Raw genomic sequence first — 14,381 nt, 5'->3', positions numbered from 1 at the left:
GACCGCCTCGAGTTGGATGCCTGGGCTGACGCCTACATCGAGGCCATGGCCGTTGAAAAGGCCAGCAATCAGGACAACAATCGACCCCGCAGCGGAAGTACGGCCGGGGAATCCAAGGAGACTCCATGGCCAAAAAGGCAATCACAGGGCTCCAGAAAATGCCAAACGGCATCTGGAAAATCGACAAAGTCTACAGGGGGGAACGAATTCAAGAGAGCACTGGCACTACTGACCGGGTAGAGGCTGAGCAGTACCTGATCCACATTCTGGAGAAGATGCGGCTGCGCAAAGTGTATGGCGTGCGAGAGATCAAGACCTTCAGTGCCGCGGCAGCGCGGTACCTGATTGAGCACAAGGACCAGCCGTCATTCAACGTCACTGCCACCTACCTAAATCAGCTGGATGACTACATCGGCCACCTGCCTCTGACGCATATTGATGATGAGGCATTGGCGCCATTCATCCGGGACCGAAAGGCCGACAGCGTTCTGCCGGACGGGACGATAAAGAAGGGAGTGAGCAATCGGACGATCAACATCGCGATCGAGCGTGCGATTCGCGTGTTGTCGCTGGCTTGCAGGAAGTGGCGTGACGAAGAGCGCAGGCCTTGGCTCGATAGCGTACCGCTGCTGACCAAGCTGGAAGAGAAGAAGGCGAGCCGAAAGCCCTACCCCATGACCTGGGAAGAACAGTCGATCCTCTTCGGGGAGTTACCGGACCACCTGCAGCGCATGGCTCTGTTCAAGGTGAACACCGGTTGCCGCGAGCAAGAGGTCTGCAAGCTGAGATGGGATTGGGAAATCTTTGTACCGGAGCTTGGCACTAGCGTGTTTCTGATACCGGCCGAGTTTGGCGGCCGACATGAAAACTCGGGGGTCAAGAACCGGGACGAGCGCCTGGTAGTGCTGAACAGCGTGGCGAAGTCGATAATCGATAGTCAGCGAGGCATCAGTCGGGAATGGGTATTCCCCTACAACGGCACGGCTATGCATCGCATGAACGACTCAGCCTGGAAGAAAGCACGGGTGCGCGCGGCGAAGCTCTGGCAGGAGCAACACTTGCGGCCGGCACACCCCGGGTTCGCATCCATACGCATTCATGACCTCAAGCACACTTTCGGCAGGAGGCTGAAAGCAGCAGGCGTTAGTGAAGAGGACCGCAAGTCGCTATTGGGCCATAAGAACGGAAGCGTGACCAGTCACTACTCCGGCGCGGAGCTTGGTCAACTGATAGAAGCAGCAAACAAGGTATCAGCGACCGACTCGCGCGGACCGGTGCTGACAATTTTGAAGAGGAGGATCGGATGAGGAAAAAGGCGAAGTCACTCGAAAAGTCACTATCCCCAGAAACAACGAAGCCACCCGAAGGTGGCTAAGTTGTTGAATATATTGGTCGGGACGGAGTGATTCGAACACTCGACCCCTTGCACCCCATGCAAGTGCGCTACCGGGCTGCGCTACGCCCCGACTACATTCTCATAACCTCTGAGAACGATGAAGAATCTACCCTAACCTCCTGATAAATGAAAGCTTTTTCTCAAAAAATTTCACTCATCAAAAACCCAGGTCACTTCTTCAACACCACCAACACATCCTCCAACTCGACAATCATCTGCCGAATCAGCTGCTTGTACTGGCTAGACTCATCCTTGGCCTCATCACTGGAGAGCCTCAACCGAGCCCCGCCAATGGTGAACCCCTGGTCATAAAGCAGCGCACGAATCTGGCGAATCATCAGCACATCCTGCCGCTGATAATACCGCCGGTTCCCCCGCCGCTTCACGGGATTGAGCTGATCGAACTCCTGCTCCCAATACCGCAGCACGTGCGGTTTTACCGCACAAAGCTCACTCACCTCACCAATGGTGAAGTACCTTTTGCCCGGTATGGGGGGCAGTTCGTCGTTATGGCTTGGTTCCAGCATAGGCCTCAACCCGGGCCTTCAACTTCTGCCCTGGACGAAAGGTGACGACGCGCCGTGCAGTGATCGGGATTTCTTCCCCTGTCTTGGGGTTGCGGCCCGGCCGCTGGCGTTTGTCGCGAAGGTCGAAGTTGCCGAAACCGGACAGCTTGACCTGCTCGTTCTCTTCAAGTGCGTGCCGAATTTCTTCAAAAAACAGCTCGACCAGCTCCTTGGCCTCACGCTTGTTAAGCCCCAGCTCCTCGTACAGCCTTTCGGCCATCTCAGCTTTCGTCAGAGCACCCATGCCGTTATTTCCTTAACGTGGTGTTCAACCTTTGTTCGAGCGAGGTGAGGATGTTTTGCAGTGCGGCGTTCACCTCATCGTCGTTAAGAGTGCGCGATGGATGCTGCCAGGTCAAGCCGACGGCAAGGCTTTTTCTATCAGGATCAATGCCTTTACCTTGGTAGACATCAAACAGCCTGAGGTCTGTGAGCCATTCGCCTGCATTGTCACGAATTACTTCAAGCACCGAGCTAGAAGCTACATCACGTCCTGCGATCAAAGCCAGGTCGCGGCGGGTTTCCGGGAACTTGGACAGCTCGCTGAATTTCGGCAGGCGGCCTTCGACAACGTCGCCCAGCACCAGCTCGAACAGGAACACCGGGCGGTCCAGGTCCAGGGCTTTTGCCAGCTCTGGGTGGATGGCGCCGAGGTAACCGACCAGCTTGCCGTCACGCTCGATGGCGGCGGTCTGGCCTGGGTGCAGGGCTGGGTGCTTGCCGGCACTGAAGGTGAAGTCGCTCAGGGCGCCGGAGTAGCCCAGCAGGGCTTCCACGTCGGCCTTCACGTCGAAGAAGTCGACGCCGTCACGGCCGTTGGCCCAGCCTTCTGGCAGGCGGCTGCCGGTGACAACGCCGGCGATCATCGGCTGCTGCTTCAGGTCGCCAAGCTGGCCGACGAAGCGCAGGCCGCTTTCGAACAGGCGCACGCGGTCTTGCTGGCGGTTCAGGTTGTGCTGCAGTGCCTTGACCAGGCCCGGCCACAGGGACGCGCGCATGGCGGCCATGTCGCTGGAGATGGGGTTGGCCAGCAGCAGCGGCTCTACGCCCGGGCTGAACAGTTCGAACAGTTTCGGGTCGATGAAGCTGTAGGTGATGGCTTCCTGGTAGCCGCGGGCAACCAGCAGGCGGCGCAGGGTCGGCAGGTCACCGCGGGTTTCCGGCTTGCCCTGGGGGGCCAGGCGGGCTTGCGGGTAGCGAACCGGCAGGTTGTTGTAGCCGTACAGGCGGGCCAGCTCTTCGATCAGGTCCACTTCCAGGCTGATGTCGAAGCGGTGGCTTGGGACATTGACGGTCCACTGCCCTTCCCCATTTTTGGTGGTGGTCAGCTCCAGGGCGTTGAGCAGTTGCTCGACCTGGGCTGGGTCCATTTCCATGCCGAGCATCTGGGTGATGCGTTCGGCGCGCAGGGTAACCGGGGCCACTTGCGGCAGGTGCTGTTCGCTGACGGCTTCGACAACCGGGCCGGCTTCGCCGCCGACGATGTCCAGCAGCAGCTGGGTGGCGCGCTCCATGGCTTCGCGGGCCAGCTGCGAGTCCACGCCGCGCTCGTAGCGGTGCGAGGCGTCGGTGTGCAGGCCGTAGGAGCGGGCTTTACCGGCGACGGAGATCGGCTCGAAGAAGGCGCTTTCCAGGAACAGGTCGCGGGTTTTTTCGGTGTTCACACCGCTGTGCTCGCCACCCATGACGCCGGCGATGGCCAGGGCGCGGGTGTGGTCGGCGATTACCAGGGTGTCGGCGCGCAGGGCAACTTCCTGGCCGTCGAGCAGGACGAGCTTCTCGCCCTCTTCGGCCATGCGTACGCGGATGCCGCCGTTGATTTCTGCCAGGTCGAAGGCGTGCATCGGCTGGCCGAGTTCGAGCATCACGTAGTTGGTGATGTCGACGGCGGCGTCGATGCTGCGCACGTCGCTGCGGCGCAGGCGTTCGACCATCCACAGCGGGGTCGGCTTGCTCAGGTCGACGTTGCGGATGACGCGGCCCAGGTAGCGTGGGCAGGCAGCCGGGGCGCTGACTTCGACCGGGCGCACTTCGTCGTGGGCAGCCGGTACGGCTGGCACTACCGGGCGGGTGACCGGGGTGTCGTACAGGGCGCTGACGTCACGGGCAAGACCTGCGATGGACAGGCAGTCGCCGCGGTTGGGGGTGAGGCCGATTTCGATGCTGGCGTCGTCCAGGCTCAGGTACTGGCGAATGTCTTCGCCAACCGGGGCGTCTGCAGCCAGTTCCAGCAGGCCGTCGTTCTCTTCGCTGATCTGCAGCTCGGCAGCCGAGCACAGCATGCCGAAGGACTCGACGCCGCGCAGCTTGGCCTTCTTGATCTTGAAGTCGCCTGGCAGTTCGGCGCCGATCATGGCGAACGGGATCTTGATGCCTGGGCGGGCGTTAGGGGCGCCGCACACGACCTGGAAGGTTTCCTGGCCGTTGCTTACCTGGCACACGCGCAGCTTGTCGGCGTCCGGGTGTTGTTCGGTGGCGAGGATTTCGCCCACGACGATGCCGCTGAACTGGCCGGCAGCGGGGGTAACGCTGTCGACTTCGAGGCCGGCCATGGACAGGCGGGCGACCAGTTCGTCACGGGAGACTTGCGGGTTTACCCAACCGCGCAGCCACTGTTCACTGAATTTCATGCTGTTCTCCTAGAATGTGCGTCGATTGGGCCTAGCGGAATTGGGCAAGGAACCGCAGGTCGTTATCGAAGAACAGACGCAAATCGTTGACGCCGTAGCGCAGCATGGCCAGGCGCTCGGCGCCCATGCCGAAGGCGAAGCCCTGGAACTCTTCAGGGTCGATGCCGGACATGCGCAGCACGTTCGGGTGCACCATGCCGCAGCCCATCACTTCCAGCCAGCCGGTCTGCTTGCACACGCGGCAGCCTTTGCCGGAACACATCACGCACTGGATGTCGACTTCGGCGGACGGCTCGGTGAAGGGGAAGAACGATGGGCGGAAACGTACCGCCAGTTCTTTTTCGAAGAACACGCGCAGGAATTCTTCGATGGTGCCCTTGAGGTCGGCGAAGTTGATATCGCGATCGATCAGCAGGCCTTCGACCTGGTGGAACATCGGCGAGTGGGTGATATCCGAGTCGCAGCGGTATACGCGGCCCGGGCAGACAATGCGGATTGGCGGCTGGGTGGACTCCATGGTCCGCACCTGCACCGGCGAGGTGTGGGTGCGCAGCAGCATGTTGGCATTGAAGTAGAAGGTGTCGTGCATCGCCCGGGCCGGGTGGTGGCCGGGGATGTTGAGCGCTTCGAAGTTGTGGTAGTCGTCTTCCACCTCTGGGCCTTCGGCGATGCCGTAGCCGATGTGGGTGAAGAACTGCTCGATGCGCTCGAGTGTACGGGTGATCGGGTGCAGGCCACCGGTGGCCTGGCCGCGGCCTGGCAGGGTGACGTCAATGCATTCGGCAGCCAGGCGAGCGCTGAGCTCGGCTTCTTCGAAGGCGGCCTTGCGGGCATTGAGCACAACAGTAACGCGCTCTTTGGCGTCGTTGATCAGCGCGCCGACTTTCGGCCGCTCTTCGGCTGGCAGGTTGCCCAGGGTCTTCATCACCTGGGTCAGCTCGCCTTTCTTGCCGAGATAATTCACCCGGATCTGTTCCAGGGTATTGATGTCTTCAGCGCGCTCCACGGCCTCTAGGGCTTGGGAGACCAACGCATCCAGGTTTTCCATGTACAGACTCCAGATACGAAAATAGGGGAAGAGCTTTGAAGGCTCTTCCCCTATCGATGACGTTCAATGCCCGACGGCGCTAGCGCCGCCGGGTGATTGTCGCGGGTACTTAAGCCAGAACGGCTTTAGCTTTCTCGACAATCGCAGCAAACGCCGCTTTTTCGTTCACTGCCAGATCGGCCAGAACCTTACGGTCGATTTCGATCGAAGCCTTTTTCAGGCCAGCAATCAGACGGCTGTAGGACAGACCGTTGGTGCGGGCACCGGCGTTGATACGAGCGATCCACAGTGCGCGGAACTGACGCTTCTTCTGACGACGGTCACGGTAGGCATATTGACCTGCCTTGATGACAGCCTGCTTGGCAACGCGGAATACGCGCGAGCGTGCACCGTAGTAGCCTTTAGCCAGTTTCAGAATTTTCTTGTGACGCTTACGAGCGATGACGCCACGCTTAACACGAGCCATGAGTAACTTCCTCTATCTAAACCAGAATTAACGTACGCGCAGCATGCGCTCGACTTTTGCCACGTCAGACGGGTGCAGCAGGCTGGCACCGCGCAGTTGACGCTTACGCTTGGTCGACATTTTGGTCAGGATGTGGCTCTTGAAAGCGTGCTTGTGCTTGAAGCCGGAAGCGGTCTTCAGGAAGCGCTTCGCAGCACCGCTCTTGGTTTTCATTTTTGGCATGTTGGAACTCCGCATTCGATAAAATTACACAATAATCATCAGGCCTGCCGTGCCCGGGAGATTACTTCTTCTTTTTGGGGGCGATGACCATCATAAGCTGGCGTCCTTCCATCTTCGGATGCTGCTCAACGGAGCCGTATTCGGCGAGGTCGGCTTCGACCCGCTTCAACAGCTCCATGCCCAGCTCCTGGTGGGCCATCTCACGGCCACGGAATCTCAGAGAGATCTTGGCCTTGTCCCCATCGGTAAGGAAACGTACCAGGTTGCGTAGTTTTACCTGGTAATCCCCTTCTTCCGTCCCTGGACGAAACTTGATTTCTTTGATCTGGATCTGCTTCTGGTTTTTCTTGGCTTCGTTGGCCTGTTTCTTCTTCTCGAAGAGGTGCTTGCCGTAGTCCATCACCTTGCAGACGGGCGGTTGCGCGTCGGCGGAGATTTCCACCAGATCCAGCTTCGCTTCATCAGCGATACGAAGCGCTTCATCAATCGAGACGATGCCAATCTGCTCGCCGTCAGCGCCAATTAACCGAACCTCGCGTGCCGAGATATTCTCGTTGATCGGGGCTTTCGGTGCAGTTCGTTTATCGTTTCTCATTTCACGCTTAATAGTCATTACTCCGATTCTAGGCGACCGCGCTGGGCAACAGCGCTGTTGAGCAGCTGCGTGAATTCAGCCACCGGCATGGAGCCGAGGTCTTTGCCTTCACGGGTGCGTACGGCGACGGTCTGCGTTTCGACTTCGCGATCCCCTATAACCAAAAGGTACGGGACCTTGAGCAAAGTATGCTCGCGGATTTTAAAGCCGATCTTCTCATTTCTCAAGTCCGACTTGGCACGGAAACCGCTACCGTTCAGGGTATTTTCCACCTCGAGGGCGAAATCGGCCTGCTTGTCGGTGATGTTCATGATCACGGCCTGGGTTGGGGCCAGCCAGGCCGGGAACACGCCGGCGTAGTGCTCGATCAGCATGCCGATGAAGCGCTCGAACGAACCGAGGATGGCGCGGTGCAGCATGACCGGGCGAACACGGCTGTTATCTTCGGCGATATAGCTGGCATCCAGGCGTTCTGGCAGGTTCGGGTCGTACTGCAGGGTACCGCACTGCCAGTTACGGCCGAGGCAGTCGCGCAGGGTGAACTCGATCTTCGGGCCGTAGAAGGCGCCCTCGCCCGGCTGGTATTCCCACTCCAGGCCCGATTCGTTCAAGGCGTCGGCCAGTGCGCCTTCGGCACGGTCCCACAGCTCTTCGGAACCCACGCGCTTGGCCGGGCGGGTCGACAGCTTCATGGCGATGTCGGTGAAGCCGAAGTCCTTGTACACGTCCAGGGTCAGCTTGATGAAGTCGGCGGCTTCTTTCTTTACCTGTTCTTCGGTGCAGAAGATGTGCGCGTCGTCCTGCACGAAGCCACGCACGCGCATGATGCCGTGCAGGGCGCCGGACGGCTCGTTACGGTGGCAGGCACCGAACTCGGCCAGGCGCAGCGGCAGGTCGCGGTAGCTCTTCAGGCCCTGGTTGAACACCTGCACGTGGCACGGGCAGTTCATCGGCTTGACTGCGTAGTCACGGCTTTCCGACGAAGTGGTGAACATGTTCTCGGCGTAGTTGGACCAGTGGCCGGAACGTTCCCACAGAATGCGGTCGACAACCTGCGGGGTCTTGATTTCCTGGTAGCCGTTGACGCGCTGGACCTGGCGCATGTACTGCTCGAGTACCTGGTACACGGTCCAGCCGTTGGCGTGCCAGAACACCATGCCCGGGGCTTCTTCCTGCAGGTGGAACAGGTCGAGCTGCTTGCCGATCTTGCGGTGGTCGCGCTTTTCGGCTTCTTCGATGCGCTGGATGTACGCAGCCAGCTGCTTCTTGTCGGCCCAGGCGGTGCCGTACACGCGTTGCAGCTGTTCGTTCTTGGCATCGCCGCGCCAGTAGGCGCCGGACAGCTTGGTCAGCTTGAATGCCTTGAGGAAGCGGGTATTCGGCACGTGCGGGCCGCGGCACATGTCGACGTATTCTTCGTGGTAGTACAGGCCCATGGCCTGCTCGTCCGGCATGTCTTCGACCAGGCGCAGCTTGTAGTCTTCGCCACGGGCCTTGAACACGTCGATGACTTCGGCGCGCGGGGTCACCTTCTTGATGACGTCGTAGTCCTTGTCGATCAGCTCCATCATGCGCTTTTCGATGGCGGCCATGTCTTCAGGGGTGAAGGGGCGCTCGTAGGCGATGTCGTAGTAGAAGCCTTCATCGATGACCGGGCCGATCACCATCTTGGCGGTCGGGTACAGCTGCTTCACCGCGTGGCCGACCAGGTGGGCGCACGAGTGACGGATGATCTCCAGTCCCTCTTCATCTTTAGGGGTGATGATCTGCAGGGTGGCGTCGTTGCTGATCAGGTCGCAGGCATCGACCAGTTTGCCGTCGACCTTGCCGGCCACGGTGGCCTTGGCCAGGCCGGCGCCGATGGAAGCGGCGACTTCGGCTACGGATACGGCATGATCGAACGAACGTTGACTGCCATCGGGAAGAGTAATAACGGGCATGGCGCCTCCTCTCCTAGTGGTGACCCCTACCAAAGGTCACGTGGGTTGGGATGAGCCAGTACAAGATCCGACCTGCCTTCCCGCAACGGGAAGCCTGCCTCACAGTGGCAGAAGCCTTTCGGCTTGCCAGGGACGAACCAGAGTGACTGGAAAGAAAAAAGATAGCTGCAAGCTGCAAGTTGTCAGCTGCAAGCCGGGCATGCTAGCACGCGGGTTGCACGCCAGGCAGAAATATTTGGAAATTACGCCGCAGCGGTGAACTAACGCGGAAAAATTCCTATCAGACTTTGGGAAGCAACCTACTCTTGATGAGACCTTAACCCAAGGAGTAACTGGTTATGCGAGTTCCGTCTCTTCTGGCCCTGGCGGCCGCTGGGGCCCTGCTGCTGCCCATGGCTGCGAACGCCGGCAACTTCCCGGCCGGGAAGGAAGCTGCCTACATGACCCAGTGCACGCAAGTGGCTCAAGGCCAAGGCGTTGACGCTGCGGCCGCGAAAAAACACTGCGACTGTGGCGCGCAAACCATCAAAAAGAATTTCACCGACGCGGAAATTGCCGACCTCGACAGCAACGATGGCGTGGACGCCAAGCTGATGCAGAAGGCCCAGATGGTCGTGAAACAGGCCTGTGCACCGAAGAGCTGAAACGTTAAAGCCAGAGCAGACCAGCCATTCTTTGAGCTGGATCAACATCCTGCGAAGGTAAAAGGCGCTAGATGCGCAGAATTAGACTATGATGTGTTCCGTGCTCCGTAGCCTCGGCCGCATTGCACCACTGAAAAAACTAAATGTTCTGGAGATTCACCCATGTCCAATCGCCAACAAGGCACCGTCAAATGGTTCAATGATGAGAAAGGCTACGGCTTCATCACCCCAGCAGGCGGCGGCGACGACCTGTTCGTTCACTTCAAGGCCATCGAATCTGACGGCTTCAAGAGCCTGAAAGAAGGCCAGACTGTTTCCTTCGTCGCCGAGCGCGGCCAGAAGGGCATGCAGGCTGCACAGGTTCGTCCGGAGTAATTCGGATAGCTGTAAAAAAACCCGCCCTTGTGGCGGGTTTTTTTATGGGTGCTGCATGGGTTGAAGGGGTTGGCCCATGCGGGCGCGGCTTTTTTTGTGGGAGCGGCCTTGTGTCGCGAAAGGGGCGCGTAGCGGCCCCAGGGTTTCAGCTCTGCAGCCTATAATGCCGGGGCCGCTTTGCGGCCCTTTCGCGACACAAGGCCGCTCCCACAAGGACCGCGTATCAACCGCAGTTGACGCGAACCACCTTGCCCTGCTCGTCCACATTCAGGTTCAAGCGCTCGGAGCGGTACTCCAGGGTAACCACGTCGTGCGGCTTGAGAATGCGGGCCATCTGCGAGCCACTGGCCTTGCGCGCCTGCTCCAGCAGCTCGGCGCTGGCCGGCTTGCCAATGGCGAAATCGGCGCCGCTGGCTTCGCAGCGGCCATCGTTGCCTGCCGGCGTGGCTGGCGCAGCGCCACCAGCAGAATTGCCACCAGTGCTGCAACCAGCCAGGACAGCAGCCACCGCCAGGGTTGCCAGGTAAGCACGGGTACGGAACATGAAGCCTCCTAAATCGGTCCGGGAACTGTCTGATCCGACAGTTCCGCTGATCTTTTGTTGCAAAACCGGTCAAGTCTGCCTGAACTCGCCAGCCGAGGCGAAAACGCAATCGTGACCGGATTTTGCACAACCCGCTGCGTTTGCCATATGCTTAAGCCGCTAGGTCACTGACGCAAAGTCATGATTTAGTGCAAGAAGTGGAGCGCACCCCGCCTCCATCGAACACCAGGGTCAGGTGTTCGCCCCTTCGTCCCGGGCCCCAAGCGAGAGCCTTTCATGAGCAGCCACAGCATCGAAGCCGATATCAAGGTCAAATGGGCCGAAGGCCAGAGCGCGTACAGCCCTGGCACGCCGGAGGAGTTGCTGCTGATTGCCATCGACCTGCTGGTGCGCGATCGCGGCGCCGAGGCGGCACGCAGCTTCTTCGACCAGGTGTTCGAGCGCTACGCGCCGCACACGGCTATTCCAATCGCGCCAAACGGGCGCTGAGCAGGTCGAACAGGCCCTGGGCATCGCCCTCGTCCACCCACATCACGTTGGCTGGCTGCTTGAGCACGCCGTACCAGTCGGCAAGGGTCTGGCCGAAGCTGGGGCCTTCGCGGCTGTCGATGGTCATGTGGATACGCCGGCCGCTGAACAGTTCGGGCTTGAGCAGGTAGGCGATGACGCTGGCGTCGTGCACCGGGCCGCCGGGCATGCCGTACAGGTCCATGTCGTGGGTGATGTAGGCGTTGAGGATATCCACCACCCGTTTGCTGGCCTGGTTGTTCACCGCTGCCAGTTGCTTGAGGCGGGCGTCGCTGGTCAGCAGCTTGTGGGTGACGTCCAGCGGCAGGTAGGTCAGCGGCACGCCGCTGGCCAGCACCACTTCGGCGGCATGCGGGTCGGCATAGAGGTTGAACTCCGCAGCCGGGGTGATATTGCCGCCGTTGAAATGGGCACCGCCCATGACCACCACTTGCTTGATGCCTTTGGCGATGTCCGGGCGCTGGATCAGCGCCAGGGCCAGGTTGGTTTGTGGGCCGAGCATGGCGATGGTGATGCTGTGGGGCTTGGCGGCGCCCAAGGTGTCAACCAGGTATTGCACGGCATTGCCTTGGGCCAGCGGCGCTTTCGGTTCGTGGACCTGGATGCCGGTGAGGCCTTCTTCGCCGTGCACCTCGGCGGCGTAGATCGGCTTGCGCACCAGCGGGCGAGCGGCGCCGGCGTACACGGGGATGTCTTCGCGGCCGGCCCATTCGCGGGCCAGGCGGGCGTTGCGCGAGGTCTTTTCCAGGCGCACGTTGCCGGCCACGGTGGTGATGGCGCGGATGTTGAGCTCGTCGGGCGAGGCCATGGCCAGGAACAGCGCGACCACATCGTCGGCGCCGGGGTCGGTGTCGATGATCAGGTCGATGGGGGCGGCCTGGAGGGTGGTGGCTGCGGCCATGAGGGCGATTCCTTGTAGCAGGGGTTTGAGCATGGGTGGCACTCCTGTTGCCTGGATTGGTATTCCTGATACACCGCAAATCCCTGTGGGAGCGGGTTTACCCGCGAAGAAGGCAACGCGGTGGCTGGCACCGGCTTCGCCGGTGTTCGCGGGTGAACCCGCTCCCACAGGGGACGACGAGCTAGAAAGTCACGCCGGAAATCAGCGCGATGTTGCTGTAGGGCTGGCACTCGCCAGTACGCACTACCGCACGGGCACTGCGTGTCAATGCCTTGAAATCTTCATGGCTCAGCCATTCGCGCTTGCCCAGCTTGCCCTTCAGCCGCTCGATCTCGACCAGCGCCGGCGGCACCACTTTCTGCATCTCTTCGGCCAGCACGTGGCGCTCTACCTGCAACTCGCTCAGCACAACCCGTAACACGCTGGCGAAGTCCGGCAGGCCGGGCGTGACGGCCAGGTCGATCAGTTCGACACCCGGCGGCACCGGCAGCCCGGCATCGCCGATCACCAGGATGTCGCCATGCCCCATGCCGGCGATGGTCCGCGACAGGGCGACGTTCAGCAGTGGTGTTTTCTTCATGGCGCAAGCTCCGCCAGGTAGGGAATCGACGGCTGGGCGCCAGCGCGGGTAACCGACAGGGCCGCGGCGCGCTGGCCGAAGGCGATGGCTTCGCCCTCCTCCAGGCCGCACACCAGGCCAGCGGCAAAGCCGCCGATGAAGGTGTCGCCGGCTGCCGTGGTGTCCAGCGGTTGCACCACCGGCGCGGGGAAGTGCTGGTGGCCCTGAGGGGTGAGCAGCAAAGCCCCTTGCGCGCCCAGGGTGATGATCACTTTGCCCGCCCCCAGTTGCAGCAAGCGCTCGCCGGCGCGCCGGGCACTGTCCAGATCAGCCACCGCCACGCCGGTCAGGGCTTCGGCCTCGCTTTCGTTGGGCGTCAGGTAGTCGATGTGGGCGAACCAGTCCGCCGGCAAGGGGCCGGTCGCCGGCGCTGGGTTCAGGATCACCCGCTTGCCCAGTTCATGCCCCCTGGCCAAGGTCCAGGCCACGGTGTCGGCTGGTACTTCCAGCTGGCAGATGATCACCTCGGCCGCCTGCAGCAGCGCATCGAACCGCTGCACCGACTGCGGCGTCAGCAGGCCGTTGCCACCGGGGATGATGACGATGCAGTTCTGGCTGGCGGCATCCACGGTGATCAGCGCCACCCCGCTCGACACGCCCTGGCAGGTGGTGACGCCCTGGCAGTCGATGCCTTCCACATACAGGGCCCGGTGCAGTTGTCGACCATAGTCATCGTCGCCAACGTTGCCGATCATCGCAACGCTGCCGCCCAGGCGCGCCACGGCCACTGCCTGGTTGGCCCCCTTGCCGCCCGGCACGGTGAAAAAGCTTTCGCCGGGGAGTGTTTCGCCGGCCCGGGGCAGGCGCTGCGCGCGGGCCACCAGGTCCATGTTGAGGCTACCGACTACCACAACCTTGGCATTCATGACATTTCCTTAGCATCAGCGGTAATCGTTGAACAGGTCCGGGCGCGGCCCGGTGGACTCGCGCAGCACGATACGCGGGGCGACGATGCGCTGCTCTGCCGCGCCCTGCCGGGGGGTGCCGATACGCGCCAGCAACAGCGACGCGGCGCTCTCGCCCAGCTCGCGAATCGACTGGCCCACCGTGGTCAACGGCGGGTACACGTAACGGCTGAGCTCGATGTCGTCGAAGCCGATCACCGACAGCTCGCCGGGCACGTTGATATTGCGTTCGGCCGCGGCACGCAGCACACCGAAGCCGATCATGTCGTTGCCGGCAAAAATCGCCGTAGGCCGCTTGCCCTCCAGCAGCCGGCCTGCGGCTGCATGGCCGCCGGGGCTGGTGAAGTCGCAGTGCAGCACGCGGTCGTTGCGCACCGGCACACCGGCTTCGGCCATGGCGCGGCGGAAGCCGCTCAGGCGCAGCTGGGTCACACCGGTCTCGGCGGGGCCGCCGATGTAGGCGATGTCATGGTGACCAAGCTCCAGCAGGTGCTGGGTGGCCAGGAAGGCGCCCTGCTCGTGGTCGATGCGCACCAGGTCGGCATCGACACCGTCCAGTTCGCGGTCGACGATCACCATGGGCGTGCGCACACCAGCCAGGCTTTGCAGCAGGTCGCTGTCCTGCCCGACCGAAGCCACTACCAGGCCGTCGATGCGCTTTTCCAGCAGCACGCGCAGGTAGCTGCGCTGCTTTTGCGGGTTGTCGTCGGAGTTGCACAGGATCACGCAGTAGCCGTTGCGTTCGCAGGCGTCTTCGATGCCCCGCGCCAGCTCGGCGAAGTACGGGTTGACGCTGTTAGGTACCAGCAGGCCGATGGTGGCCGTGCTGCGCGCCTTCAGCGAGCGGGCCACGGCGCTGGGTACGTAGTCGAGTTCGGCGATGGCGGCTTCGACTTTCAACCGCACCTGCTCGCTGACCGGTCGGGTCTTGTTCAGCACATGGGACACGGTGGTGTAGGAAATGCCCGCCAGTGCCGCGACGTCTTTGATGGTTGCCATGTT

17 protein-coding genes and 1 tRNA gene are annotated in these 14,381 nt (G+C 61.4%); 4 read left to right on the top strand and 14 right to left on the bottom strand.

The features are described from left to right. The first annotated feature begins 125 nt into the window (after window positions 1–125). Window positions 126–1,307, top strand: a complete 1,182-nt coding sequence (locus tag QN085_RS09860; protein WP_285690634.1) for a tyrosine-type recombinase/integrase — start codon at window positions 126–128, stop codon at window positions 1,305–1,307. Window positions 1,308–1,389: 82 nt separating this feature from the next. Here QN085_RS09860 and QN085_RS09855 read toward each other — a convergent pair. The 9 genes from QN085_RS09855 to thrS form a co-directional block, all read right to left on the bottom strand. Further along, window positions 1,390–1,466 (bottom strand) — tRNA-Pro (locus QN085_RS09855). A 100-nt stretch (window positions 1,467–1,566) separates the two neighbouring features. Next, window positions 1,567–1,923 carry a MerR family transcriptional regulator gene (locus QN085_RS09850; protein WP_003250681.1) on the bottom strand — a complete coding sequence of 119 codons (357 nt, stop codon included), beginning with the start codon at window positions 1,921–1,923 and terminating at the stop codon, window positions 1,567–1,569. After that, on the bottom strand, window positions 1,904–2,206 hold the full coding sequence (ihfA, locus tag QN085_RS09845; RefSeq protein WP_003250679.1) for an integration host factor subunit alpha: 303 nt from the start codon (window positions 2,204–2,206) through the stop codon (window positions 1,904–1,906). Before ihfA ends, QN085_RS09850 begins: the two co-directional genes overlap by 20 nt. 4 nt (window positions 2,207–2,210) lie before the next feature. Further along, window positions 2,211–4,592, bottom strand: coding sequence for a phenylalanine--tRNA ligase subunit beta (pheT, locus tag QN085_RS09840; protein WP_061302661.1), 2,382 nt, complete (start codon window positions 4,590–4,592; stop codon window positions 2,211–2,213). Window positions 4,593–4,623: 31 nt separating this feature from the next. Beyond that, window positions 4,624–5,640, bottom strand: coding sequence for a phenylalanine--tRNA ligase subunit alpha (gene pheS, locus QN085_RS09835; RefSeq protein WP_013972006.1), 1,017 nt, complete (start codon window positions 5,638–5,640; stop codon window positions 4,624–4,626). 109 nt (window positions 5,641–5,749) lie between these two features. Beyond that, window positions 5,750–6,106 carry a 50S ribosomal protein L20 gene (gene rplT / locus QN085_RS09830; protein WP_003250671.1) on the bottom strand — a complete coding sequence of 119 codons (357 nt, stop codon included), beginning with the start codon at window positions 6,104–6,106 and terminating at the stop codon, window positions 5,750–5,752. A gap of 27 nt (window positions 6,107–6,133) precedes the next feature. Next, window positions 6,134–6,328: a 50S ribosomal protein L35 gene (rpmI, locus tag QN085_RS09825; RefSeq protein WP_003250667.1), complete on the bottom strand. Its 195-nt coding sequence runs from the start codon at window positions 6,326–6,328 to the stop codon at window positions 6,134–6,136. A gap of 61 nt (window positions 6,329–6,389) precedes the next feature. Next, complete coding sequence (gene infC / locus QN085_RS09820; protein WP_013972005.1) at window positions 6,390–6,941, bottom strand: translation initiation factor IF-3; 552 nt, start codon at window positions 6,939–6,941, stop codon at window positions 6,390–6,392. Next, window positions 6,941–8,863 (bottom strand): threonine--tRNA ligase, encoded by a 1,923-nt coding sequence (gene thrS, locus QN085_RS09815; RefSeq protein WP_013972004.1) that lies wholly within the window; start codon window positions 8,861–8,863, stop codon window positions 6,941–6,943. The genes infC and thrS overlap by 1 nt, the downstream gene beginning before the upstream one ends. 338 nt (window positions 8,864–9,201) lie before the next feature. On the opposite strand from thrS, the gene QN085_RS09810 reads away from it, so the two are divergent. Further along, window positions 9,202–9,507, top strand: a complete 306-nt coding sequence (locus QN085_RS09810) for a hypothetical protein (RefSeq protein ID WP_015269791.1) — start codon at window positions 9,202–9,204, stop codon at window positions 9,505–9,507. A 162-nt stretch (window positions 9,508–9,669) separates the two neighbouring features. Beyond that, window positions 9,670–9,882 carry a cold-shock protein gene (locus tag QN085_RS09805; protein ID WP_003250656.1) on the top strand — a complete coding sequence of 71 codons (213 nt, stop codon included), beginning with the start codon at window positions 9,670–9,672 and terminating at the stop codon, window positions 9,880–9,882. 223 nt (window positions 9,883–10,105) lie between these two features. On the opposite strand, the gene QN085_RS09800 is transcribed toward QN085_RS09805, so the two are convergent. After that, window positions 10,106–10,426, bottom strand: a complete 321-nt coding sequence (locus QN085_RS09800) for an I78 family peptidase inhibitor (protein WP_003260961.1) — start codon at window positions 10,424–10,426, stop codon at window positions 10,106–10,108. A 276-nt stretch (window positions 10,427–10,702) separates the two neighbouring features. Between QN085_RS09800 and QN085_RS09795 the strand changes: the two genes are divergently transcribed. Next, on the top strand, window positions 10,703–10,915 hold the full coding sequence (locus QN085_RS09795; protein ID WP_003260960.1) for a hypothetical protein: 213 nt from the start codon (window positions 10,703–10,705) through the stop codon (window positions 10,913–10,915). Here the strand turns inward: QN085_RS09795 and QN085_RS09790 are convergent. From QN085_RS09790 to QN085_RS09775, 4 genes are all read right to left on the bottom strand, one after another. Next, window positions 10,887–11,888 carry a nucleoside hydrolase gene (locus QN085_RS09790; RefSeq protein WP_285690625.1) on the bottom strand — a complete coding sequence of 334 codons (1,002 nt, stop codon included), beginning with the start codon at window positions 11,886–11,888 and terminating at the stop codon, window positions 10,887–10,889. The genes QN085_RS09795 and QN085_RS09790 overlap by 29 nt on opposite strands. A gap of 148 nt (window positions 11,889–12,036) precedes the next feature. Then, complete coding sequence (rbsD, locus tag QN085_RS09785; protein WP_024086739.1) at window positions 12,037–12,435, bottom strand: D-ribose pyranase; 399 nt, start codon at window positions 12,433–12,435, stop codon at window positions 12,037–12,039. Beyond that, complete coding sequence (gene rbsK, locus QN085_RS09780; protein ID WP_280044748.1) at window positions 12,432–13,340, bottom strand: ribokinase; 909 nt, start codon at window positions 13,338–13,340, stop codon at window positions 12,432–12,434. The genes rbsD and rbsK overlap by 4 nt, the downstream gene beginning before the upstream one ends. A gap of 15 nt (window positions 13,341–13,355) precedes the next feature. Then, on the bottom strand, window positions 13,356–14,378 hold the full coding sequence (locus QN085_RS09775; protein ID WP_015269787.1) for a LacI family DNA-binding transcriptional regulator: 1,023 nt from the start codon (window positions 14,376–14,378) through the stop codon (window positions 13,356–13,358). Window positions 14,379–14,381 lie beyond the last annotated feature (3 nt).

Origin of the sequence: Pseudomonas sp. M2(2023), assembly GCF_030263955.1 — a bacterium.
Lineage (GTDB): Bacteria > Pseudomonadota > Gammaproteobacteria > Pseudomonadales > Pseudomonadaceae > Aquipseudomonas > Aquipseudomonas asiatica.
This window is presented reverse-complemented; position numbering and strand designations above follow the sequence as displayed.